Annotated in this window: 18 protein-coding genes and 1 tRNA gene; 10 read left to right on the top strand and 9 right to left on the bottom strand. The window is 37.0% G+C overall.

Translation table 11 applies throughout. The annotated features are described in order from the left end of the window. Positions 1-82: 82 nt before the first annotated feature. Entirely contained in the window at positions 83-1,294 is a 1,212-nt protein-coding gene (locus CRO54_RS11475) for a bifunctional 3,4-dihydroxy-2-butanone-4-phosphate synthase/GTP cyclohydrolase II (protein ID WP_097132350.1), read from the top strand. A 119-nt stretch (positions 1,295-1,413) separates the two neighbouring features. On the opposite strand, the gene CRO54_RS11470 is transcribed toward CRO54_RS11475, so the two are convergent. Next, positions 1,414-5,811: a translocation/assembly module TamB domain-containing protein gene (locus tag CRO54_RS11470; RefSeq protein ID WP_240775087.1), complete on the bottom strand. Its 4,398-nt coding sequence runs from the start codon at positions 5,809-5,811 to the stop codon at positions 1,414-1,416. Between the two features lie 77 nt (positions 5,812-5,888). On the opposite strand from CRO54_RS11470, the gene tsaD reads away from it, so the two are divergent. The 3 genes from tsaD to CRO54_RS11455 are packed head-to-tail and all read left to right on the top strand — an operon-like array spanning position 5,889 to position 7,775. Continuing rightward, on the top strand, positions 5,889-6,890 hold the full coding sequence (tsaD, locus tag CRO54_RS11465) for a tRNA (adenosine(37)-N6)-threonylcarbamoyltransferase complex transferase subunit TsaD (RefSeq protein ID WP_097132056.1): 1,002 nt from the start codon (positions 5,889-5,891) through the stop codon (positions 6,888-6,890). Between the two features lie 11 nt (positions 6,891-6,901). Further along, a complete protein-coding gene (locus tag CRO54_RS11460) occupies positions 6,902-7,120 on the top strand; it encodes a hypothetical protein (protein ID WP_097132055.1) in 219 nt (72 codons plus the stop codon). 7 nt (positions 7,121-7,127) lie between these two features. After that, entirely contained in the window at positions 7,128-7,775 is a 648-nt protein-coding gene (locus tag CRO54_RS11455) for an START domain-containing protein (RefSeq protein ID WP_097132053.1), read from the top strand. A 141-nt stretch (positions 7,776-7,916) separates the two neighbouring features. Here CRO54_RS11455 and recA read toward each other — a convergent pair whose 3' ends face one another. Continuing rightward, positions 7,917-8,927 carry a recombinase RecA gene (gene recA / locus CRO54_RS11450; protein WP_097132051.1) on the bottom strand — a complete coding sequence of 337 codons (1,011 nt, stop codon included), beginning with the start codon at positions 8,925-8,927 and terminating at the stop codon, positions 7,917-7,919. A 134-nt stretch (positions 8,928-9,061) separates the two neighbouring features. Then, entirely contained in the window at positions 9,062-9,721 is a 660-nt protein-coding gene (gene nth, locus CRO54_RS11445) for an endonuclease III (protein WP_097132050.1), read from the bottom strand. Positions 9,722-10,029: 308 nt separating this feature from the next. On the opposite strand from nth, the gene mtgA reads away from it, so the two are divergent. Further along, complete coding sequence (mtgA, locus tag CRO54_RS11440) at positions 10,030-10,761, top strand: monofunctional biosynthetic peptidoglycan transglycosylase (RefSeq protein WP_097132047.1); 732 nt, start codon at positions 10,030-10,032, stop codon at positions 10,759-10,761. Here the strand turns inward: mtgA and CRO54_RS11435 are convergent, their stop codons facing one another. The 4 genes from CRO54_RS11435 to CRO54_RS11420 all read right to left on the bottom strand — a co-directional run bounded on the left by CRO54_RS11435 (position 10,762) and on the right by CRO54_RS11420 (position 14,869). Next, positions 10,762-11,106: a HepT-like ribonuclease domain-containing protein gene (locus CRO54_RS11435; RefSeq protein WP_171047882.1), complete on the bottom strand. Its 345-nt coding sequence runs from the start codon at positions 11,104-11,106 to the stop codon at positions 10,762-10,764. After that, a complete protein-coding gene (locus CRO54_RS11430) occupies positions 11,093-11,401 on the bottom strand; it encodes a nucleotidyltransferase family protein (RefSeq protein WP_097132045.1) in 309 nt (102 codons plus the stop codon). The genes CRO54_RS11435 and CRO54_RS11430 overlap by 14 nt, the downstream gene beginning before the upstream one ends. Positions 11,402-11,456: 55 nt before the next feature. Then, entirely contained in the window at positions 11,457-13,901 is a 2,445-nt protein-coding gene (locus CRO54_RS11425; RefSeq protein ID WP_097132043.1) for an AsmA family protein, read from the bottom strand. Between the two features lie 482 nt (positions 13,902-14,383). After that, positions 14,384-14,869: an ABC transporter ATPase gene (locus tag CRO54_RS11420; RefSeq protein ID WP_097132040.1), complete on the bottom strand. Its 486-nt coding sequence runs from the start codon at positions 14,867-14,869 to the stop codon at positions 14,384-14,386. A 51-nt stretch (positions 14,870-14,920) separates the two neighbouring features. Between CRO54_RS11420 and CRO54_RS11415 the strand changes: the two genes are divergently transcribed. Further along, positions 14,921-15,403 carry a hypothetical protein gene (locus CRO54_RS11415; RefSeq protein WP_097132038.1) on the top strand — a complete coding sequence of 161 codons (483 nt, stop codon included), beginning with the start codon at positions 14,921-14,923 and terminating at the stop codon, positions 15,401-15,403. A gap of 386 nt (positions 15,404-15,789) precedes the next feature. After that, the gene (locus tag CRO54_RS11410; protein ID WP_097132036.1) at positions 15,790-19,062 is read left to right on the top strand and encodes a beta strand repeat-containing protein; all 3,273 of its coding nucleotides are present in this window, start codon (positions 15,790-15,792) and stop codon (positions 19,060-19,062) included. A 140-nt stretch (positions 19,063-19,202) separates the two neighbouring features. Here CRO54_RS11410 and CRO54_RS11405 read toward each other — a convergent pair whose 3' ends face one another. Together CRO54_RS11405 and CRO54_RS11400 are read right to left on the bottom strand one after the other, a co-directional pair. Next, on the bottom strand, positions 19,203-19,991 hold the full coding sequence (locus CRO54_RS11405) for a (Fe-S)-binding protein (protein WP_097132034.1): 789 nt from the start codon (positions 19,989-19,991) through the stop codon (positions 19,203-19,205). A gap of 101 nt (positions 19,992-20,092) precedes the next feature. After that, complete coding sequence (locus CRO54_RS11400; RefSeq protein WP_097132032.1) at positions 20,093-21,388, bottom strand: 4Fe-4S dicluster domain-containing protein; 1,296 nt, start codon at positions 21,386-21,388, stop codon at positions 20,093-20,095. Positions 21,389-21,620: 232 nt separating this feature from the next. Here CRO54_RS11400 and CRO54_RS11395 point away from each other — a divergent pair. The 3 genes from CRO54_RS11395 to CRO54_RS11385 all read left to right on the top strand — a co-directional run bounded on the left by CRO54_RS11395 (position 21,621) and on the right by CRO54_RS11385 (position 23,930). Continuing rightward, positions 21,621-21,693: transfer RNA gene (locus CRO54_RS11395), tRNA-Phe, on the top strand. Positions 21,694-21,826: 133 nt separating this feature from the next. After that, the gene (locus CRO54_RS11390) at positions 21,827-22,846 is read left to right on the top strand and encodes a LacI family DNA-binding transcriptional regulator (protein WP_097132030.1); all 1,020 of its coding nucleotides are present in this window, start codon (positions 21,827-21,829) and stop codon (positions 22,844-22,846) included. A 202-nt stretch (positions 22,847-23,048) separates the two neighbouring features. Beyond that, positions 23,049-23,930 (top strand): ROK family protein, encoded by an 882-nt coding sequence (locus CRO54_RS11385; RefSeq protein ID WP_097132028.1) that lies wholly within the window; start codon positions 23,049-23,051, stop codon positions 23,928-23,930. The last annotated feature ends 402 nt before the right edge of the window (positions 23,931-24,332 follow it).

The raw sequence follows: 24,332 nt of genomic DNA, 5'->3' as shown, positions 1-24,332 counted from the left end.
TAACCCACAACTCATAAAATGGTTGTACCTTTGCACTCAAATTAAAAGTGGGGCAAATCCCATGCATTTTGTTATTGCCAAAATGGAAATCAAATTAAATACAATAGAAGAGGCACTTGCCGATGTAAGAGCTGGAAAAATTATCATAGTAGTTGATGATGAAGACCGTGAAAATGAAGGTGATTTTTTAACGGCTGCCAGAAATGTAACACCAGAAGTAATCAACTTCATGTCTAAGTACGGACGTGGTTTAATCTGCGCTCCACTAATCGAAGAAATGTGCGATAAATTGGAATTGAACTTAATGGTTCAAAACAATACCGTTTTACACCAAACGCCATTTACTGTATCGGTAGATTTAATTGGACAAGGTTGTACTACAGGTATTTCGGCACACGATAGAGCTAAGACTGTACAGGCTTTAATAAATCCATCTACTAAGCCAGAAGATTTAGGTAGACCTGGGCATATTTTCCCGTTGAGGGCTAGAAAAGAAGGCGTATTACGTAGAACTGGGCATACAGAGGCTACCATTGATATTGCTCGTTTAGCAGGTTTTGAACCTGCTGGCGTTTTGGTAGAAATTATGAACGAGGATGGTACCATGGCTCGTTTGCCTGACTTGATGCTAATTGCTAAACAACACGATTTAAAAATCATTTCTATCAAAGATTTGATTACCTATCGTTTAGCAGCAGAAAGTTTAATTAAAGAAGAAGTAACGGTGAATTTGCCGACACAATGGGGCGATTTCAAAATGACTGCTTATACGCAATTGAGTAACGGTGCTACGCACATGGCTATCTCAAAAGGCGAATGGGAAGAGGGCGAAGCGGTGTTGACACGTATTCACAGTTCATGCGTTACGGGAGATATTTTTGGTTCTTGCCGTTGTGATTGTGGTCCACAGTTACACAGAGCTATGGAAATGATTGAGAAGGAAGGTAAAGGCTTAATTGTATATATGAACCAAGAAGGTAGAGGTATTGGTTTAGTGAACAAACTGCATGCGTACAATTTGCAGGATGCGGGTATGGATACGGTAGAAGCAAACATTCAACTTGGTTTTAAAGGCGATGAACGTGACTATGGTGTTGGTGCTCAAATTTTACGAGCGCAAGGTATTACCAATATGAAACTGATGTCCAACAATCCAACTAAAAGAGCTGGCTTAGTTGGCTACGGTTTAGAAATTGTAGAAAACATAGCGATAGAGATAGAAAGTAACAAACACAATGAATCTTACTTAATTGCTAAGAGAGATAAAATGGGACACCAGATTTTAAAGGGCTAACTTTTTAAGTTAAAAGTAGAAAGTAAAAGGTTAAAAAGCGTCAGGAGGTAATTACTTCTGGCGCTTTTATATTTTAGTAGTCGAAATCGTCAGTCGTAATTCTAAAGTTGTAAATACCCTTATTTGTTTTGGTTTTTCTTCTTCTCAGTAAGAATCGCTTCTTTATCTATTCGCTGCTTTTCTTTCTCCGCGTCTTTCTTCTTTTGCTCTCTGCGATATTTGCCCGAAATTTTTTTCAGTAGCTCTGTAAAGGTGTCGAACTGTTGGTTATAAATTAAACCTAAAGAAAATACATTTCGATATGGATCTATACCTGGGTTGGCAAATATACTTTGAATAGTGGGTGGTTTATTGGCGATTTTACCAACTAAGCTGCCATCTTTTTTAATTAAGCCTAGTATTTCTACCTCACGACCAATCTCATTTCTAAAACCGATAGAGTTATCAATAGAACTTTTGCTAATATCGGTGATTCCAGCACTAATAATTACCCGGTCATTGAAGAGCTTTGCTGAGGCACTAGCTTCATTAAACGAACGAATATTAATGTCTACAAAGTTTAAGTTTAAGCTAGATAGTACATTGTTCAGCTGGTTAAAAATCAAATCTGTTGCGGTACCTGTGCCTACCGAGCCTAATTGCTGACTTAAATTCTCAGCACCTGTACCAGGAGCAAATCTACGCTGTATAATTAAGCTTAAAGCTTGAGTGTTTAAGTTGTTTCCGTCGTTAAAATAAGACTGTAGTTCTTCTTTGATAGCTGGATTGGCAGGGAAAAAAATATCCAATTTAATATCTGGTTTCATTAATAAGCCTGTTAAACCCATTTCCACCTCGGTTTGTGCAGTTTGTGTAGCATTACTACTTGCATCTCTATTTGCAGCTTGATAAAGGTCGCCCAAGGCTGCACGTAACATGTAAATGGCCTTCAGGTTAATTTGCGCATTAGTTGGGTTTCCAGTCCACCTAATGGTTCCTCCTTGCCTAATTTCAAATCGCTTATTGATTACTTCTCTCGCCGTAAAATCAAATACACCACTTTCAATAATGTAATCGCCCTTCATCTCAAAATCACCCACTTTAGATATATTGAGCTCTAAGTCTGCATTTCCCGTTCCACTAAGCTTGCCTAACACGGTAAAAATATTTACTGTAGTATTTGGGTCAACGCTTAGTTTAAATCTCATGCTTAATCCTTCGAAGCTCGATATTTTTTTAACTACTTTGGTGGTGTCTTTACTTACAAAAGTGATGAAGTCTTTGTCCGTTATTGTTTCAGAACTGTTTAATGGTAAGCTAAATACAGTTCCTTTTTCGGTTTTGGCATCAATGTCAATAAACATATCATTGGTAGGTCCTTTAAAAGAGAATTTACCGGTACCATAGGCTTTCCCGAAATAAACAGCATTATCTTTTGATGTAGTATTTAACGCTAATAAATTTTTTGCCTCAAGTTCTACCTGAATGTTAGGGTTGTCTATATTTTTTAGGTCTACCGAACCACTTGCTGTTCCTGTATGCCCCTCCAAGTCTTTTAGTACTAAATTGTTTAGTTGTATAGCACTGTTGTTTACCGTTACTTGGTCGTCTATAATGTAAGTTGTTTTTAAGTAGTTAACAGTTACCTGCGCTTTATCCAAATTGATATCGCCATTTATCAATGGTTCTGAGAAAGGACCTTTTACCGATAAATCTGCAGATACCTTTCCTTTTAGGTTAGAAACCAGCTTGCGCACAAAAGGGGTGAGTAAGGCCAGCTCACTGTCATCTAATTTTACATTAAGATCAATTTGCTTTTCTGCGGCATTGATATTTCCAGTGATATTGAACGTTTCTCTGTCGGCAGCCACAATTTTAGCGTAAACCGTAGCTATTTTGGTATCACTATTAAAAGAAGAAGTATCGGTTAAGCTGCCGATGTAAGTACCATTAAACCCTAAAGAATCAACCCTCAAGCTGTCTGAAATTTTAGGCGATTTTAATAAGCCGTAGACCATTGTCTTTCCGTTTGCTACACCAGCAAGATTAACGCCTGCCGATTTGAAGAACGGATTTAGCGTTTTAAGATTAAAATTTTCTAAAGCTAAGGTGACCACATCAGTTGGATCTTCAGAAATAATTCCATTGATTTTTAACTCCTGTGTACCGCTGCTCAGCGAGAAGTTTTCAATTTTTGTTTTGCCTTTGTTGAGTCCAATTTGTACTTTTTCTTCAATATTCCAGTCTTGATAGTTTATTTTCAAGTTAGAAGGGAGGATACTGATTTTAGCGGTATCAGGTAAGAATTCAACTAGTCCGTTTAAATCGAGTTGGTTGGCATCATCTGCGTTAGAAAGCTTAACGTTTAGCGATAGACTGTCGTTCCGTAGAATATTAGAAATGTTGACGTTCTTGATGTAAAGGCTGTCATTTAAATCTATTCTATCCGAAGAAACAATGGCAGTAAGTTGTTGTGGCGAAGTATTCTCGTCGATAATAACGTTGTTGGCAACGATACCTTTGAACTTTAATCGTTTAATTACGCCACCCAACGTAGCGGTGTTATTTCTAGAGTCGAAAGCACCTACTAGTAAGGATTCTTTGTCAATTTCTAATCCCGGAGAAATCAGTTCAGCAATAGGCTCGAAGTTTTTTATCCTTAACCTAAAATCAAATACCTGTGTTTTGAATTTATAGATGTCTGTTTTTAGAGACGGAACGTATGTTTTTCCAATGGTTTTAAAATAAGATACAATGGTTCCTAAATCATACTGGCCCTTAATTCCTGCTTCCAGAATATCAGAATTGATGCTTAGACTTCTATCCATCCCCGTACCTCGAGCATTTAAAAATACAGAATCAATTTTATAGATTCCACGTAGATTGTTCAAGGTGATTTCTTGAAGCAGCAATCGTCCTTGTATATTATCTAAGTTAGTTCCGGAGAAATTGGTGCTGAAAATTGCATCTACTTTAAGGGAATCTTTGTAAAGTTTCAGTGTTTTTAAACGGGCATTTCTGATGTTTGCTTTAAAGTTAAAAACTGGTAGTTCTGGATTAAGGTTTACGCCGCCATCAAAGTCTAATTGTACGTTTTTATCATTTATTTTTAAGTTTCCGTCAAAGAATTTTTTCTCAAAAGTACCGTTGATATCAATGTTTCTGTAACGATAGCCTTTAAAATCTAGGTAACTGATCTTTCCCTTCAACTCTTCGTTTAGGTCTTTGATTTCTGTACCTCTACCTTTAATATTCAGTTCAGAGGTAACTCTGCCTAATAATTTTTCATTGAGTAAATCGCCAATATGAAAATCGTAAGTTTTTACATTCCCTGAGTAAGATGGAATGCCTTTTTTATCAATTTTCATGTTTACATCAGACTTCAAACGGCCTAACTTGGTTTTAAACTCACCATAGGCGATGAAATCATTCTGAAAACCAGTGAAATGCCCATTGAAGTTGATATTTCCAAACTTGTTTACAATTTCTGGAATTGATTTGACGCGTTTCCCGGTAAGGTCAGTTAGAATTTCGTCTAAGTCTTTCTTGTTGGTTCCCGCAAGCTCAATCTTCATGTCCATAAAAGTTTCATCCCAGTTGGGAAGTCCTTTCATAGAGAAATCGCCTTTAATGTAAGTTGCTTTTCCAGTCTTAACTGATAGCTTTTTTGCTCTTAAATTATTTACTAAACCCGTAATCTGCCCGTCAATATCGATATCCAGTTTCATCTTTTTTAACGCAGGAGCAAAAAAAGCGATATCACTGGAAGATATATGACTATTTACGAAATTGGCTTTCATCCTTACCTTATTTTCGTAATCCTTAAAATCTCGGAAGCTTTTAAACTTCATTTGATAATAGTCGGTAAGGCGAGTTTTATTGGTGACTAAAAGTAGTTTTTTTAATTCTATTGCATTACTATCTACTGTAGTAAAAGCGCTCAGGTTTTTTAAATAAAAGCCACTTTTTTCCTTTAGAGTAAGGTTCTTGATGTTCGCTTGCAGTAGGTGGTCCTTCGTATCTAGACCTTCGAATATGCCATTCATCTCGGTAACATCAACATCTTCAAAATTTACGCCATCAACCTTTTCGTTATCATTAAAGTTTTTGTATTTGAAGTGAAGATTATTGATGATAACCCTATCGAAGAGAATTTGAAACTTTTTCTTTTTCGAAGGAGTCTTTGGCTTACCGCTATCAAAATAATCAATTATGAAATCCAAGTTGCTATTCCCATCGGTCTGTTTTTTTAGAAAGAAAGTTCCATCGTTTAGTTGAACAGTGTTGATGTCTACTATTCTTTCTTTCAAAGAAAAATAGTTAAGATCTACCAGAAATTTTGGAAAATGGGCCAAAGTATCTTTCTGTAGGTCTAATACTAATAATTCTTCAAGCACTACAGATTTGAAAGGCCTTACATAAAGCCCACCAACTTTAACGGTTGTATTCAATTCTTTAGAAAGATAATCTGCGGCTTTTTTGGCTACAAACGTCTGTACAGGTTTAAACTGTAGGGAAAAAACTACGCCGGCAACCAACAATATGATTGAAGCGATAATCCACAGAAGTATTTTTAATAGTTTTTTAATAATTTTGTAGCTTAAATCTCTTGTACGTGCCCATTATATTAGCTATAGAATCATCCTGCGACGAAACTTCAGTTGCCATCTGTGATAACGGCAAAATTACTGCCAATGTTATTGCAAACCAAACAATTCATGAAAATTATGGAGGTGTAATTCCAGAGCTTGCCTCGAGGGTGCATCAACAAAATATCGTACCGGCTGTGCAACAGGCTTTAGCGATAGCAGGAGTGGATAAAAAGGACTTGGAAGGCGTTGCATTTACGCAAGGTCCCGGCTTATTAGGAGCGCTTTTGGTGGGCGTTTCTTTTGCAAAATCTTTTGCTTTAGCATTAAATTTACCTTTGATTTCTGTAAATCACATGCAAGCTCACATTTTGGCGCACTTTATTGACGAGCCAAAACCGAGATTTCCTTTCTTATGTCTTACCGTTTCGGGTGGTCACACCCAGATTGTTTTGGTGAAAGACTATTTTGATATGGAGATTGTTGGAGAGACGTTAGATGATGCAGCAGGAGAGGCCTTTGATAAAACTGCGAAAATTTTAAACTTACCTTATCCCGGTGGTCCGTTGATTGATAAACATGCGAAAGAAGGAAATCCGAAAGCCTATCAATTTCCAGAACCGCAAATACAAGGTTTAAACTTTAGTTTCAGTGGATTTAAAACTGCTATACTCTATTTTGTAAGAGACCGTCAGAGAGAGAATCCATCTTTTGTGGAAGAAAATCTGGCAGATATTTGTGCATCCGTACAACACAGCATTGTAAATATCCTACTTAATAAATTAAAGAAGGCCGCAAAGCAGTATAATTGCAATCAAATAGCTATTGCTGGCGGTGTTTCGGCAAATTCTGGTCTGCGTAACACATTGTTAGGCTTGCAAGATACTTTAGGTTGGGAGGTTTTTATCCCAAAATTTGAATATTGTACTGATAATGCGGCTATGATTGCAATAGCTGGCTATCAAAAGTTTTTACAAAATGATTTTGTTGGTCAAGAGGTATCGCCAATGGCCAGAATGAATTTCTAATATTAGAATATATGCAAACTACTAGTTTTATTTTTTTCGGCTTACTAGCCATTCCCTTAATCGCATTTTTAATTTGGGTAATTAAGCAAGACAAGAGAAAAAATTACATAGGCTTAGTGCTGTTATTAATCGGTGCTGTGATAGCTGCTTATACCATTGTTAGGTTAGATTCTTCTTTTGTGAAAGAGAAAATGCCTGCCGCCGCACCAAAAGCTTCTAGTTTTAGGTAATAATAATATGTATAGGAAAAGTCTGTTACTACTGATGCTTTTTTTGCTTCATCAATCTCTGTACGCTCAGACTGATTGGACGCTAAAGAGTACGAAGAATGGGCTAAATATTTATACCAAAACGGTTTCTGCTTCTGGCTTAAAGGGCATTAGGGTAAAATGCAGTCTTCCTGCCAAGCTTTCTCAGGTCGTCGCTTTAATTATGGATGTTAATGCTGGGGAAGAATGGGTGTATGGAACTAAATCAAGCTTCTTGCTTAAAAAAGTTTCACCATCAGAACTGTATTACTATTCTGAGGTAGATATTCCTTGGCCAGTAAATAATCGAGATTTTATTGCTCATTTAAAGGTAACTCAAGATGCGCAGAGCAAAGTAGTTACCATTAATGGTCCAACAGAAGCCAATTACCTACCTGTTAAGCCACATATAGTTAGGGTAGCGCACTCTAACGGTAAATGGGTGTTAACTCCTGTGAAAAATAACTTAGTGCAAATAGATTATACCTTAGAGGTAGATCCAGGAGGTACTATTCCTGTTTGGTTGGTTAATCTTTTTGCTACCAGTGGACCAGCAGAAACTTTCAAGAAAATGAAAGTGCAGGTGAACAAATCACAATATGTAAATGCCAATTTAGGTTTCATCGATAACGGGTAGGGGCGAAACATCTTTCGCCCAGTAGCCTGTGAGATATTTTTAAAGATGTTTTGAAACAAAATCAAAAAGGAACGTATATAATTAAAAAGGTCGCAATTTTTAAATTGCGACCTTTTTAATATCCTGGCATTGTAATAAATGCTATTGTTCTTCTAACTGTTCTCCAGTTACTTCTTCTCTAATACGGGTTTCAATTTCTTCTGCCAACTCAGGGTTGTCTAATAATAATTGTTTAACCGCATCTCTACCTTGTCCTAATTTAGTTTCTCCGTAAGAGAACCACGAACCTGCTTTTTTAACGATACCAAAGTCAACGCCTAAATCTATAATCTCACCAACTTTAGAAATACCTTCACCAAACATGATGTCGAATTCTGCTAAACGGAAAGGAGGAGCAACTTTATTTTTTACAATCTTAACTTTAACGCGGTTACCAGAAACTTCGTCAGAATCTTTAATCTGTGAAGTTCTACGAATATCTAAACGTACTGAAGCATAAAACTTAAGTGCGTTACCACCAGTAGTCGTTTCTGGGTTACCGAACATCACACCAATTTTTTCACGCAATTGGTTGATGAAGATACAGCAACATCCTGTTTTAGAAATTGTTCCAGTTAATTTACGTAGTGCCTGACTCATTAAACGAGCTTGTAAGCCCATTCTACTATCACCCATTTCACCTTCAATCTCAGCCTTAGGTACCAGTGCAGCAACAGAGTCAATTACGATTACATCAATAGCGCCAGAACGGATTAAGTTATCCGCAATTTCTAAAGCCTGCTCACCATTATCTGGTTGAGAAATCAATAGATTATCAGTATCAACACCTAATTTCTTCGCATAAAATTTATCAAAAGCGTGTTCCGCATCAATAATAGCTGCGATACCACCTTTTTTCTGTGCTTCAGCAATAATGTGTGTAGCTAAAGTAGTTTTACCAGAAGATTCAGGGCCATAAATTTCAATAACACGACCCTTCGGTACGCCGCCTACACCTAAAGCAATATCTAAACTGATAGAACCAGTTGAAATAACGTCCATCTTTTCTACAGCTTGGTCGCCAAGCTTCATGATAGAACCTTTACCGTAGGATTTTTCAAGTTTATCTAAGGTAAGCTGTAATGCTTTTAATTTTTCTGTATTTGGATTCATGTCTTTTAAATTCTGGTAATAAATATAATAATAGGTTTCGGCAAATATTTAATTATTTTTAACTAATAATTTTAGCAAAAATATCAAAATGTTTTCATTAAGTGCAAATGTTTTTAGAAATATTTTTTACTCCTTTATGTTTTGCTCATATTTTTAGCTTTTTGCTGTTTTTCAAAGTATTGGCAAAAGTAAGTTAATTCACAAATATCGCATTTTGGACTGCGAGCCACACAAATATATCTGCCATGCAAAATTAACCAATGGTGCGCCACTGCTATGGTATGCTCTGGGAGGTGTTTTACCAAATCTTTTTCTACAGCCAAAGGCGTCTTTCCTTTGGTTAAACCTAAGCGGTTGGCTACTCTAAATACATGCGTATCTACAGCCATTGCTGGTTCATTATAAACTACAGAAGCAATTACATTAGCCGTTTTTCTGCCTACACCGGGCATTTTTTGTAGCTCTTTTATGTCAGAGGGCACTTCGTCATTAAAGTCATTTAGCAGCATATTGGCCATGCCTACCAAATGTTTGGCTTTATTGTTTGGGTAGCTTACACTTCTGATATAATCGAACACAATATCCGGAGTAGTTTCTGCTAATGCTTTTGCATTGGGAAACCGCTGAAAAAGAGCCGGAGTTACCTGATTAATACGTTTATCGGTACATTGTGCGGATAGAATTACCGCAACCAATAATTGGTAAGGATTATTGTAATGCAATTCAGTTTCGGCATGCGGCTGATTGGTAGAAAAATGCTCAACAAAATGCTGATAACGTTCTTTTTTTAGCATTGCCAAATTTACGATTATTAGCTCAATAGTTCATTAGTCATCGGTTCATTAGTTTGCCTTCTTTTTGAAAATGTTTGCTGGTGTTCCATGGCAATTGTAGTCCCGCTTTCCGCTTCTGCCGATAAAATCGGCATTCGCTGCAATCGGGTTTAATTAACTTAAACCTGTGCACAACACTTGCATTTTAAACCCGACATAAGCGAGCACGTAGTAAAGCGTTTGGCGGGAGTAAGCCTCAATAGCAGTACTGTCATTGCTTTTCAAATAATGAATAACACCTTTAATCCAAAAATTCTACCTTTGTATTAATGGCTCGCAAATCAACCAAATCAAAAAGTGAAAATTCTTTATTTAAACGTATAGCTATTGTAGTAGGAAAAGTACTGTTGTGGTTTTTTATGTTCTCTGTGATTTGGGTTTTAGCTTATCGCTTTATTAACCCGCCAATTACCTTTTTAATGGTGCAACGTAATTGGGAACGCAAAGCTGAAGATAAACCTGCCAAAATTAAAAAGGAATGGGTGAAGTTTGAAGATATTTCGGATAACATGAAACGTGCCGCGGTATCTGCCGAAGACCAACTTTTCCTTAAGCACATGGGCTTCGACTTGAAAGCGATGGAAAAAGCTTACGAAAGCAATGCGAAGAAGGGAAAGAAGACTAAAAAAATCAAAGGGGGCAGCACCATTTCCCAACAAACGGCTAAAAATGTGTTTCTATGGCCTGGACGTTCGTATATAAGAAAAGCTTTTGAAGCTTACTTTACACTACTGATAGAAGTATTGTGGAGCAAGGAGCGAATTTTAGAAGTATACTTGAATGTAATTGAAATGGGTGATGGTATTTACGGTGCCGAAGCTGCATCTCAGAGATATTATGGCCATTCTTGTAAGAAAATGAGCCGTTCTGAAGCAGCTTTATTGGCTGCATGTTTCCCAAATCCATTACGTTGGAACCCAAACAAGGCAACAAGTTATATCCAGCATCGGAAATATCTGATTATGCGAAATATGCGTAGGTTGGGGCCGCTGGATTTTTAATTATTCCTTTGAGTCAGAAATAATTTGAGAAATGTCATGCTGAAGGTTCGGTAATTTATTTTTGATAATATCGATCACTATATCGTAATCAACTCCGAAATAATCATGGATTAATCTATTTCTTGTTGCTGACATTTTTCGCCATTCTACTTGAGGATGAATAGCTTTGAAATCAACGTCTACTTTGGTGCTTGCTTCTCCAATAATTTCTAAACTTCTAATGATTGCTCTAGATAAAATCGGATCATTTACAATTTGTTCATCATTTTTGTCATCTACAGCATTTAAGATGAATGTTGTTTCATCTAAAATGTGTCTAAGCAATTCTAGATTAGAGGGCAACATATTCTGCGCTTGCTAAAATGTGAGGTCCAATATGTTTGCTTAATGATTGTGGGGTCACAATCTCTACGCGTCTGCCTAAAAGTTCTTCTAAAAAGAAGGAGAGATTCATGAAGTTGTCATAGTTTTTTTGATGAGGGGCAAACTCTATCAAAAAATCTACATCGCTTTCTGGAGTTGGATAATCTTTAACAAAAGAACCAAAAATTCCAAGCTTAGCCACGCCAAACGATTTTAGTTTAGTGCTATTGACTTTCAGTCTGGTTATTAAGCTTTGTTTGTTCTCTACTGCCTCCATATACAAATATAGATATTTAGGTGTTAGTTTTGTTTAGGGTATGTTAATGTGCATTTTATTTATTCGCTTCCCTGTCTTTCTTCTTATTCCATCTAATTTTTAATTCCCCATCTTCATCTACCGCTTTTAGATGTAGTACAATGCCTTTCATTCGGGCTAATTCCCGCTCTTCCTTATCTATAATATCAGCACTTTTTTTAGGGTCTCTTAATGGAATATCCAGAGCGATATTGGTGCCACTGTTGAAACCGTAAACGCCTTTCACATCGAAGTTAAGTGCAGTAGAATTTATCTTCATCGGACTGATATCTACTTTGTCGCCGCGTAAAGTTAACGTACCATTTAATTTCTCCAATTGTACATTAGAAAGATTTCGGCTTCTAAAAACAAACTTTCCAACTTTTTCTAAAGGCTCAAAACCTACCAATGCAGCTTTATCCAAGGTGAAGTTTACTTTTCCATACATTGATTTTGGTGCTATATTGCCTTTAGCGGTTACATTACCAGAAGCATTAACATTTGCCGACAGAAATCCTTTTAAATTTTTATTGGTAATAGACTGCTGTCCGAAATTATCAAAGGCGTAGAAAAACTCTTTAATACTTACCTTGGCAATATTCGCATTGAGCTGCATTTTATTGATAGCACCCAGCTGCTCCACCTTTCCACTAAAATTAACGTGACCGCCAGCATGTTGCACCGTAATTTTATTGAAATAAACCCCATTGCCAATGAGTGAAATATGCGCATTTAAATTACGGGCAATAAATTTATTGTATGCCGCTTGTTTTACATTTAGTTGCAAATGAACTTTTGAGGCTTCCAAGGCTGCGCTTAACTGCTCTGATGCTTCCTTAATGGCATTTTTGCTCGAAGTTTTTTTACGTTTAGCTTGTCGTGGCCCCAAGAAGGGCATAAACTCGGTAAGGTTTAAATTCGGACTGCTCAAGTTTACCCTAGCTTCTATCTTTTCGGGATCGGTATAGTAGAAATTTAAGAAGTTTTCAATGGAACAATTCATGCTCAGTATGCTTTTGCCCAACTGAAACCTGCTGTTGGTGATATTTAAATCCTTTTGGTTAAAATTTAAATCTAAAGAGCTATTTACCAATTTTAAATTACGGGGAAGGTAATTGATCGTGGCATCCTTTATTATTATTTTACCATGAAGTACAGGCTTGGTAAATAGGAAATTATCAATATCAGCTTGACAAAATAGACTTAAATCTGCTGTACCTTTTTCAAATTTGAAACTTTCTTCTTCAAAAGAACCATTGAGTTTTGATAAATCAAATTTAGAAGTAATTAAACCTTGTGCTAAAGGTTTTTCTAAATTGGAAACAGTAAATGTATCTATTCTTATCGGGGCGTTATAATAATTAGCCGCCAGCCCGTAAAAACGGATAATCGAATTGGCATCTCCAATAGGTTTGCTGGTCGTGTCTTGGTTAGAGAAATATCCGATGAAAGAACAGTCTTTGAGCTCTCCAGATGGTATAGAGACATTGTTGTTCTTCACCGTCATCTTTACATTAATGAGCGGGTCGCTAGAGTTTTTGTCGCCGTTATCAATGATACTAGCGGTAACATCCATCGGTTTTTCTATACCGAACTTAAACAGTTTTTCGGATATGTTGGGAGCTAATATTTGTGCTACATTACGATACAAGATTTGGTCGGCCTTGATGGCGATAGAAAAAGCAGATTTGTTTTCTGCAATGTTGATGCTGGCACCAATACTGAAAGTGTCTTCACCTATTTTAATTGGTTTTTGGTCAATGATGATCGCTTCCGACTCATCATCATAATGAGCAGTCATATTTCCTGCAATAGTTTTATCTTTTAAAAAGCTACCCTTTCTAGTGTTGAAAGCAAAGCTTCTTACTTTGGTTTTAAGCTTGAAATTTCCATCCCATCTGCCCAAAGGATATTTAATTTTTCCTTTCAGCTCATCTACATAGAAGCTAAAAAGCTTAAAACGTTTTTGGTTATCAATTACCAAATCAACCTTGTTCAAATCAATAATTCTTATTTGCAAAGAGCTAGCGCTATCGTCATTTTCAACAGCTTTTTTCTTGTCTTTGGTACGGAACATACTGGTGTTAGTGTAGCCGGTTGAGTCTGTGTATAGATAAATGTTGGCATTGTTAATTGCTACTTTGCGGATATTGATTGTTCCAATAATTAGTGATAGTGCATTCAAAGAAACATCAATGTCTTTTGCTCTAAACAACTCTTTTTTGTGCTTGCTCCACAAACTATCGCGAAGAGAAACATTTTTAAGAGAAACAGATATGCCAGGAAATCCTTTCAGCAAAGTAGTTTCCATGTGTGAAACTTCAACGGTTCCATTTACTTTGGCATTTACTTGGTCAAGTATCTTGGCCAAAATTGCTTCATTGTTTTTGTTAATATAATAGGCAGCGCCACACCATGCTAGAATGAGTAGCACCAATAATCCACCAATAATTTTCAAAGAAATTTTGAGCCAACGTTTCATAAATGGTATTTGTATATCAAGGTAACAAATAATTATGAAGGTTGTTTGTTGTTAGGTATCAGTAACTAGTGGTCAGGTATCAGGTGTCAGGTATTAGTATTTAGCTTATAGATTGAAATGATTAGAAAAGCACTTGCAGTTTGATATCGGTTCGGCTAGTCCCGCTTTTCACTATAATCTTTTTGTTTTAGGCTTGTTGTTATCCCCGAGTTTCTAGATATCTATTTCTTCAGTGATTAAAATTAGGGATCCTTCACTAGCGTTCAGGATGACAGCAATAAAACAAAAAGTATTACCGTTTCAATCGGGTTTGGCTGGCAGCTTTATTGCACAGGTTTAAGTTTGTTAAACCCGATAGAAGCGGCATCCTTTTAGCTAAGCGAAAAGATACAGCGGATAGCGGGACTGCCATTGCCGAATTTTATGGAGCGGACGTTTTCAAAAAATCAGTTCACCAAATAACCGATTCAACAGTTAGCCAACTACCCGTTTAACTGTTCTGCAAAAATGTTTTTATGCCAGCTATCTTGTAGTTGTACTTCCCATTTTTGCTCGAAATCTTCTAAGGTCTGCACCAAATTGTTAAATACTACGGTTTCTAAACCTATTTTTTTAGCGCTAATTAAAGTTTCGAAATCTTCTTTGGTAGCAACATGAACTTCGTTATCAATTTTGTAAGCCATGTTAAAGCGGTCAAAAAGGTCTAAACTGAATTTACTTTCAATCTCTTTGATTATTCTTACCGATGAATCAATTGAGCAGCCAGTAGCATTAGCTACATCTTGATCTACAATTAATACAATAAAGTAATGATGGAAAATCTCCGCTTTCGCTTTAAGTTGAGCACCATGGGCTGTCCATTGCTCTACAAAACGATCTAAAATATCACGTATTTCTGTAGCTTCCTGATCATTAAACTTACGGTTACTTTGGTAGATCCAAACTTTGGATTGTGGAGAAAAAATCATATTTCAAATTTATCAATTTTTTTAACTTACCCTTCTTAAAACGGAACTCTCATGCAAAAGTTTACATTCGACTTGAAAAAGTTGGTTTTCTTTTCATTTAGCTTAGCTTTTTTATTGCTGTCTGGCTTTGTTTCGTCAGGAGATAGCCGTGCTTTTATTCATGGTTGGCTCAATAAATATTACGATAAAGATGGGCAAGTTGAAGCTTTAAAACGCTACGAATTGAATGTTACTAACAGTGGTTTTTGCAGATTTAGGAAGGTTTATGCCAATGGCAAAGAAGAGTTCTTTTCCTTTAATCTTTCGAGATTTTCCTCAATGGATTATTACGGTAACACCACAAGTGGCGAGCTTTGGTTGCGTACCAAAAACGACGATGTAATTGTACAAACTAGAAACGATAGGCAAGGAGCGGTAGATAGCATGTCGACCTACATGGTTGTGCCTTTGAAAGGCATTGACGAAGAAAAATTAAACGAATTGGCTAGTCATTTTAGAGCTTTAATGCAGACTAGCTTGGTGGCTAATAAGTAATTCTGTTTAAAGCTGCTTTAATTTTTTGTTTTCAGTTGTTTTTGAGTGTGAAATTATATTTTACATATCTATAAAAATCCAGTGATCTTTTTATGAAAATCGCTTTGCGCAGCGTAGGTGTATTATTTCGCCGACTGACTAAAATTTTCCTTTCTCTTTAAAGTTTTATTCTTAAAAAGAGTAATAATTTGCATAGCTTTATTGCCAGCAAATCATTTATCTTCAATATGTTAATGTCTCTTCAAGGCTTGCCGTTCTCAAATCTGGCAATTTTATATGCAATCCCATTTTTTGGCATTATTTCAATAGTATTCATGATTTGTATCATATCTGTATTTAAACTGAAAAGTCAATAATTAAAATCTAGATAAAATCAACAACGTTATATGAAGAAAAACTACCAACTAACAATAGCATTTTTTTTAATGCTAATTACTGGCTTTGTGCAAAATGCATTGGCGCAAACCACAGAAACCTTTGAGAGCTATACGTCTGGTAAGCCAAGGGCATTTGTCAGTAACTCCCAGTCATTTACATTAGTTACGCCTAATTGTGGTAAAAATACAGGTGGGCTTTTTGGTATTTTTATCCCTGGGCAAAAATTCTTGCATTGCGGAGAAACGATAGAGACAACGAGTACCGGACCCTCTACTGGTGGTTATGGTGTTGGAGTAGGTTGTGCTTCGGCGACGGCGTGTGGAGGGAGTTCCAATAATTTTATTGATAATAGTGGATCGGCAAGTGCTAATCAGGCTTACTCTATTAAAACAACGGATGCTGCTCTATTTACCATTAAATCTATTTTCGTTTATATTTCAACAGATAAAGGTTTAAATCCTACAAGCACTGGCGGAGTAACTTTTAGAGGTAAAAAAACTGGCTCAACCTTATTTACACTCAATCCTACGCTTACAGCTAATTCTAACGGTTTTACTTTTATCGATTTTGTAGCGGCGGGATTTGGCAGCGTTAATATTGATGAAATAGAGGTACAGGGCGGTGCTACAATTAACTACGTGGCTTTAGATAACTTTAGGTGGGGAAGCACGGCGGCAACTACTACCATTAATTCTATTGTAAGAGCTAGCACCAATCCAACTAATCAGTCATCGGTAACTTACACAGCTACCTTTGGAGCTTCGGTTACAGGCGTTAACACTAGTAATTTTTCACTAAGTACTAATGGAAGCATTGCCGGAGCTTCTATTGCAGGTGTTAGTGGGTCTGGTACAACTTATACTGTTACTGTTAATACAGGTAATGGAAGCGGTACCATTGGATTAAATTTTGAAAATGCTACGGGTCTTTCAGCTAGTATATCTACCGCATTGCCATTTTCTGGAGAAATTTTTACGATTGATAGATCGGCACCAGCAGTAACTTCTGTCAACTCATCTACTACTGATGGTACTTATAAACTCGGGGCCAATATTAGTGTACAGGTTAATTTCTCTGAGAGTGTAATTGTAACTGGTACACCCCAGCTTACTTTGGAAACAGGGACTACAGATCGAGTGGTAAATTACGCTTCTGGTTCTGGAACATCTACTTTAACCTTTAACTACACCGTGCAGGTTGGAGATATAGCTGCTGATTTAGATTATACGGGAACTGCTGCGTTGGCGCTTAACGGTGGTACAATAAAAGACGCTGTAGGAAATAATGCGGTGTTAGTATTAGCAAGCCCAGGGGCTACGAACTCTCTTGGTAGTAATAAAGCAATAAGGATAGATGGCGTTGTGCCAACCGTAAGTAGTGTGGGCGTTCCTGCAAATGGCACTTATAAATTAGGCGACAATTTGGATTTTACAGTAAATTTTAGCGAGGTAGTTAACATCACTGGAACCCCACGAATTGCGCTAACAATAGGTAGTTCATCGGTATTCGCAAACTACGTTTCTGGTTCTGGTTCTACGGCCGCATTGTTTAGGTATACGGTACAAAGTGGCAATTTAGATAACGATGGTATTAGCATCGGAACACTTTCTGCCAATAGCGGAACCTTACGAGATGCCGCCTTGAATGATGCAACACTTACATTAAACAGTGTAGGATCAACTACCGCCGTTTTAGTAGACGGAGTAGTGCCAACTGTAAGTTCTGTGAGCTCATCTACTGCGAATGGCACTTATAAAACAGGTGGTGTCATTAGTATTGAGGTTAACTTTTCTGAAAACGTTGTCGTAACAAATACGCCTCAGCTAACTTTAGAAACTGGTGGTACTGATAGGGTAGTGAACTATTCATCGGGATCTGGTACAGCTAAATTAATTTTCACTTACACCGTTACTGCTGGCGATATATCTTCAGATTTGGATTATACGTCAACAACGGCGTTAGCGCTTAATGGTGCAACCATAAAAGATGCCGCAGGAAACAATGCTACGCTAACTTTGGCAGCTCCGGGAGCGGTAAATTCACTTGGCAATAGTAAAGTGATAGTTATAGATGCGGTTGCGCCTACGGTAGTGTCGGTAAGCTCTACAACGGCTAATGGTACCTATAAGGTTGGCGATATCATTAACATACAGGTAAATTTCTCTGAAAACGTAATTGTAGTTGACAACCCATTTTTACGCCTTAGAATAGGATCTTCTTCAAGATTTATAGATTATACTTCTGGATCAGGGTCTACACTTAATTTTGCTTACACTGTACTAGCAAATGATGTGTCGTCAGATTTAGACTATTCTAGTACAGCTGCATTAGTTGCTGGCGAAAGCATTAGAGATGCCGCTGGTAATGATGCGGTCTTAACCTTATCCAGCCCAGGTGCGACAGGTTCATTGGGAGCTAATAAGAATATTGTAATAGACGGAGTAGTGCCAACGGTAAGTATCACTTCATCAGTAGGAATATATGGTACTACTACAACTACATCACCAATTCCATATACTATTACATTTTCGGAAAATGTAACTGGTTTTGTACAGGGCGATATTACCGTTGGAAATGGTAACATAGCTAGTTTTAGCGGCAGCGGTAGTGTTTATAACATTACAGTTTCGCCAATATCTACTGGAAATGTAAGCGTTAGCGTGGCAGCTGGAAAAGCAGTTGATGTTGCTGATAATGAAAATACCGCAGCCACCCAATTCGTTATTAATTATCAGGGCATACTTCCAGTAAGATTAATTTCTTTCAAAGCTAAACCAGAGGGAAATGCTGCAAAGTTGGAATGGTCTACAGAATCAGAAAGCAACAATAAGTCTTTTGGTATTTTTAGGTCTGCTAATGAAAAAGATTTTGTTCAAATAGGTACAGTAGCAGGAAATGGCACAACTGCTATTAGAAATAATTATTCTTTTTACGATCGCCAACCGCTAAGAGGTACCAATTATTATAAACTGATACAAACGGATTACAATGGAACGACCGAAGAGTTAGAAGTGAGGTCTGTAGATTTCAAGTTTGATGCAGAAGCAAAATTACTAGTAATCCCAAATCCGGTAGTTGCCGAAACAAAGGTAGCTTTTCCATTAGGTACCAATAAAATACAATTGGTTGATTTGCTTGGTAAAGTGCTTAAAACGATCAAAGTATCGCCATTAGAAATCGAACAAAGAATTGCTTTAACAGGCCTTTCGAGGGCAACTTATTCGGTGCGTAGCTATGGCAGTTATGGCGTGCTAAGTACAAAAGTGATCAAAGTAGATTAACCAGAAATAGATAAATTTTGTTGCTAATTAGAAAAGCTTCTACTTTTGGGTAGAAGCTTTTCTAATTTTATGGACTTGTAATTTGCTTAAACAAAATGGTAGGCCGTTTCAACTGACCCCTGATCACGGATGCATAGTCCCTACAACCCATTCGCTCTAGCGGTAATCTCAGCGATATCTAATACTTTAACTTCTTGTTCTTTGTCTTTTAATTTTACACCATCGTTAAGCATAGTCATGCAGAAAGGGCAGCCGGCAGCAATAAACTGAGGTTCAGTTGATAAAGCTTCTTCGATACGCTCAATGTTTACGTCTTTCTTGCCTTTTTCTGGCTCTTTGAACATTTGAGCACCGCCAGCGCCACAACATAGTCCATTAGCTTTGCAGCGTTTCATTTCCACTAAATCAGCATCTAAAACTTCTAACGCTTTTCTTGGGGCTTCGTAAACGCCATTTGCCCTGCCTAAATAACACGGATCATGGTAAGTGATTTTCTTGCCTTTGAAACTTTCGCCACCTTCAGCTTTAAGCTTGCCTTCGTTGATAAGTTCTTGTATCAATTGTGTATGGTGGATCACTTCGTAAGTGCCACCTAAACCTGGGTACTCGTTTTTAATGGTGTTAAAGCAATGCGGACAACCAGTTACGATTTTCTTGATATTGTAGGCATTCAGCACTTCGATGTTGGTCATGGCCTGCATCTGGAATAGAAATTCGTTTCCAGCTCGTTTTGCGGGGTCTCCAGTACAACTTTCTTCTGTGCCTAAGACAGCATATTTCAGTCCAACATGATGTAGGATTTTACAGATATCTCTAGTGATTTTTTGCGCTCGTTCGTCGTAACTTCCAGCGCATCCTACCCAAAATAATATTTCTGGTTCTTCTCCTGCGGCCATTAGTTCGGCCATTGTTGGTACTTTGAATTCCATTTTTTTAGTATCTAGTAATGAGCATCAAGTATCAAGACTTGAAATTCATGATCTTTAATCGTTATTTAAATCTTTCGGGCCTCGGACTTTCCAGCTTTAAACTAATTTCCTTCGCTCCAATTAAACCTGTCAGCAGGCGAATATTTCCAAGGAGCACCATTGTTTTCTACATTGCCCAGCATGGCATTGATGCTTGCCGGTGCAACTGATTCTTCCATTACTGCATAGCGTCTCAGTTCTACAATAATTTCTAGTGGGTCGATATTCACTGGGCAAGCCTCTACACAGGCATTACAACTGGTACAGGCCCAAATTTCTTCTCTGGTAATGTAATCATCTAGCAATGATTTGCCGTCTTGATGTTCTAACCCGTGTTTATCGATGTTTTTGCCAACTTCTTCCATACGGTCTCGGGTATCCATCATAATTTTACGAGGCGAAAGTAGTTTGCCTGTAATATTTGCCGGACAAACGGAAGTACATCTTCCGCATTCTGTACAAGTATAAGCGTTAAGTAAGTTTATCCTGCTAAGGTCTTGAATATCTTTTGCTCCGAACTTCCCAGGTGCTGTATCTGCGGGTACAAACGAAGGATCTAGCATGGCTTTAACCTCATTAGTAACGCTATCCATGTTGGTAAACTGTCCCTTTGGCTTCAAGTTAGAAAAGTACGTATTTGGGAAAGCCAACATGATGTGGAAATGCTTAGAATAGGGCAGGTAGTTTAAAAAGGCAAAAATGCCTGCAATATGGAACCACCAGCAAAAACGTTCGATGAAAATTAAGCTATCAACGCTGTTTGGTAACAAGCCAACAAACCAAGTACTTACGGGGAAAGCTCCAGCTTCGATATAATGTGTAGCGCCTAGCGACTGTAGTTTCACATCGGCAGCATTCATGGTTAAAAATGCTGTCATTAAAAGAATTTCTGTAATAAGGATGTAGTTCGCATCTGATTTTGGCCAGTTTTTCATCTCTACGCCCGAAAAACGCTTGATTTTAACCACATTTCTTCGGATAAGGAAAATAGCACAGGCTAACCAAACGCCAGCGGCCAAAAACTCGAAGCTACCAATAAGAAAGTTGTAAAAGCCTCCCAATCCTGCAAAAACACGGTGAGTTCCAAAAGCACCATCTATCACAATCTCTAATACTTCTAAGTTGATGATCACAAAGCCTAAATAAACAATGAGGTGTAGAAAGAAAGGAACTGGTCTCACGGCCATTTTAGTTTGCCCAAAAGCAACCTTTAGCATCGTAAGCAATCTTTTTTGAGGTTGGTCAGTACGGTTAACAGCTCTTCCTAATTTAATATTGCGAACTACCTTGCGGGCATTGTACGCAAATAGAGCAGTGCCTGCTAAGGCCAAAATGACGAATATAATTTGTGAAACCATAATATATCTACCGTAATGGTACAACGAAGTTAAAATATTTCGTTTTAAAACATTTACTATGCATGCATAATTTAATAAATTTAGAACGGTTATGAATTATGGAATGTTTTTCTGAAAAATTAATTCGCTGATTTATAGCTTAAAAAGCTTTATTTATGCAGGAATTACATTATTTTTTTAAAATAATTTTGTCTTTAAAAAAAGATGGCTACATTTGCATTCCCAAACGGGAGGTGCCTTAGCTCAGTAGGTAGAGCAAAGGACTGAAAATCCTTGTGTCGCTGGTTCGATCCCAGCAGGCACCACTTCCTAAAGCCTTGCAGTAATGCAGGGCTTTTTTGTTTATCGCATTTTGAATCTGCTGATGGTTTTACAAGTTAGTGAATTTGAAATGACGGACTAAAAAAGCTATTTTTGATAAACTCATAAACAGAAAGCTTGAAAAAAAAACTATCTATAGTTGACTTAGCTAAACAGCTAAACATTTCACCTACGACTATTTCTTTTATCCTTAATGGAAAAGCCAAAGAAAAAAGAATTAGTGACGAACTAGTGAAAAGAGTTTTAAAGCAAATTGAAGAGGTAGGCTATAAGCCTAATTCCTTGGCACAAAGCTTGCGGACGGGCAAAACAATGATTATTGGGTTGATGGTGGAAGACATAGCAGATCCTTTTTTTTCGAGTATTGCTAGGTTAATAGAAGAGAAGGCGTACAAAAATGGTTATAAAATAATTTATTGTAGTACTGATAACGATAGTGTAAAAACTAAAGATTTATTGAGTATGTTTCAAGACCGTCATGTTGATGGTTATATTATCAGCCCTCCGGAGGGAGTAGAAAAAGAGGTAAACGACTTAATCGATAATGGTACTCCGGTGATACTTTTTGATCGTTATCTGCCGGATACTAATGCAGATTATGTGGTAGTTGACAATAGAACTAGCACTTACGAGGCTGTTTTGCATCTCATTAACAATGGTTATAAAAACATCGCATTTATAACGTTAGATTCATTGCAAACACAAATGCAAGATAGGTTGCAGGGCTACGAGAGCGCATTAACACAACACAATTTACCTCATCATTTAAAGGAGATTTCTTTTAACCAAGATGAAGAGCAAATCATTAGGCATATTGTGTCTTTCTTAGAAAGAAAACCCAATTTGGATGCTGTGTTTTTTGGCACCAATTATTTATGTATTAGTGGTTTAAAGGCTCTTAAGAAACTAGGAAAGAAAATACCTGAAGATCTTGCCGTTGTATGTTTTGATGATGATGTGGTATTTGAATTGCATTCACCGAGTATAACAGCTATTGCTCAGCCTATTGAAGAGATGTCCGAAAAACTTATCACTATTCTTTTAGGCAAACTTAACAAGGCTTCCAAAGTAAAAAAAATACAAACAGACATTTTATCTCCAGAGTTAATCATAAGAGCTTCAAGTAGGAGATTATAAAGCTATTTAGATTTCTATTAACTAGTTTGGGTTTAAAAAGACCTTTCAATCGTTTTTAGTTTCGGTTGAAAATGTGATTTAAAGGTCTTTTTATGCGTTTTTAGCATGATTTCTGATTTCTGGCAAAAATAAATCAACAATCATATTTTGATTTTGCTAAAACGTTTTATATTATTGTAATCTAATACAAATATAAATTCTGATGGGAAATAAAAAGCTGATAGGTGTAGATATCGGAGGATCGCATATAACCGCTGGTGAAATAAATGTTAAAAATTGGTCGGTGTTGTCTGAAACTAGAAAAAGACTTCGTGTAAACTCTCACGGTTCTTTCGAATCCATTATTCATTCTTGGACAACCTTTTTGCAGGATTTTGTGTCGGCAGACAATTCTACAGAGGTGTTTTTTGGTATAGCTATGCCGGGCCCGTTTGACTACGAGAAAGGAGTTTCTTATATCAAAGGGCTTAGTAAATACGATTCGTTATATGGAAGAGATATTAAGCAGGCCTTGGCTGATGCATTGTCCGTAAAACCTGCTAATATAATGTTCAGAAACGATGCTGAGGCATTTCTACATGGGGAGATTATGCATCAAAAGCTGTCATTAAATGGCATAATTTTAGGGATTACTCTCGGTACTGGATTAGGTTCTGCAGTTAGTGTTAATGGGGTTACTCGTGATTTATTTAGGGCAATTGTACCTATGGGCGACGGTATTGCTGAAGACTATATATCAGCCAGATGGTTTGAAAGAAGATTTGAAGAGTTAACTAAACAGAAGTTAGAAAGTGTAGAAGCTTTAGTTAATTCAGGTGATTCGGAATCGAAAAATCAGATTATCGAAGAGTTTTCGAATAATTTAGGTGATTTTGTTAATGACTTCTTGAAAGAGGAGCAGGGAGACGTAGTTGTTATAGGGGGGAATATTGGGAAATCTCTAAGTATGTTCGAAAGCGGAATGAGTAAAAGTATTGAAAATAAAGATGTTGTGATTTTGCAGGCGTCATTGTGGGAAGATGCTGCTTTGGTTGGAGCTGGTTGTTTGTGGGAGGAATTATTTTTAGTTCAAAATCCTCAATAATTAAATTTTAGTGTTTGCTAAATCAATTTAGTATTTTTATATTTGATTGTAATGAATTTGTAAAAAGAATTTTTATAAAAGCTATTTGTATAGTTTCGAATGTAGGCGATTCGATTTTTTAAATAGCGCAGCATCTACTTTTTTTTTAAAGAAGTAGAAGTTTTTAACCAAAATATAAATGTGTAAAGTCTTGTGGTTGTTTCTTCAAGCAGTTTCTCGGTTTTTTAGCATGGTAACGATAGGGATAATTGAGGCCTTGTCGATGAAGAACTATGAGTTTTAACAAGTGCTTAAATAAAAAAGATTACATCATTTTATATGTTGCTGTTTCTCGTGTCGTGCTATTTAATTAGCGTTGAGGCAAGGGTGGCTTACATGGTTGCGGCAATGCGATGTGATGCA

Source organism: Pedobacter xixiisoli (assembly GCF_900215335.1).
GTDB classification, from domain to species: domain Bacteria; phylum Bacteroidota; class Bacteroidia; order Sphingobacteriales; family Sphingobacteriaceae; genus Pedobacter; species Pedobacter xixiisoli.
Note: the sequence above shows the minus strand (reverse complement) of the source record. Positions and strands in the feature narration are given on the sequence as shown.

What these genes read in the sequence shown, in the direction of transcription:
- CRO54_RS11475 (WP_097132350.1), top strand. Translation starts at nt 83, where the DNA reads ATGGAAATCAAATTAAATACAATAGAAGAGGCACTTGCCGATGTAAGA.
- CRO54_RS11460 (WP_097132055.1), top strand. Translation starts at nt 6,902, where the DNA reads ATGCAAACTACTAGTTTTATTTTTTTCGGCTTACTAGCCATTCCCTTA.
- CRO54_RS11455 (WP_097132053.1), top strand. Translation starts at nt 7,128, where the DNA reads ATGTATAGGAAAAGTCTGTTACTACTGATGCTTTTTTTGCTTCATCAA.
- recA (WP_097132051.1), bottom strand. Translation starts at nt 8,927, where the DNA reads ATGAATCCAAATACAGAAAAATTAAAAGCATTACAGCTTACCTTAGAT.
- nth (WP_097132050.1), bottom strand. Translation starts at nt 9,721, where the DNA reads ATGCTAAAAAAAGAACGTTATCAGCATTTTGTTGAGCATTTTTCTACC.
- mtgA (WP_097132047.1), top strand. Translation starts at nt 10,030, where the DNA reads ATGGCTCGCAAATCAACCAAATCAAAAAGTGAAAATTCTTTATTTAAA.
- CRO54_RS11435 (WP_171047882.1), bottom strand. Translation starts at nt 11,106, where the DNA reads ATGTTGCCCTCTAATCTAGAATTGCTTAGACACATTTTAGATGAAACA.
- CRO54_RS11430 (WP_097132045.1), bottom strand. Translation starts at nt 11,401, where the DNA reads ATGGAGGCAGTAGAGAACAAACAAAGCTTAATAACCAGACTGAAAGTC.
- CRO54_RS11425 (WP_097132043.1), bottom strand. Translation starts at nt 13,901, where the DNA reads ATGAAACGTTGGCTCAAAATTTCTTTGAAAATTATTGGTGGATTATTG.
- CRO54_RS11420 (WP_097132040.1), bottom strand. Translation starts at nt 14,869, where the DNA reads ATGATTTTTTCTCCACAATCCAAAGTTTGGATCTACCAAAGTAACCGT.
- CRO54_RS11415 (WP_097132038.1), top strand. Translation starts at nt 14,921, where the DNA reads ATGCAAAAGTTTACATTCGACTTGAAAAAGTTGGTTTTCTTTTCATTT.
- CRO54_RS11410 (WP_097132036.1), top strand. Translation starts at nt 15,790, where the DNA reads ATGAAGAAAAACTACCAACTAACAATAGCATTTTTTTTAATGCTAATT.
- CRO54_RS11405 (WP_097132034.1), bottom strand. Translation starts at nt 19,991, where the DNA reads ATGGAATTCAAAGTACCAACAATGGCCGAACTAATGGCCGCAGGAGAA.
- CRO54_RS11400 (WP_097132032.1), bottom strand. Translation starts at nt 21,388, where the DNA reads ATGGTTTCACAAATTATATTCGTCATTTTGGCCTTAGCAGGCACTGCT.
- CRO54_RS11385 (WP_097132028.1), top strand. Translation starts at nt 23,049, where the DNA reads ATGGGAAATAAAAAGCTGATAGGTGTAGATATCGGAGGATCGCATATA.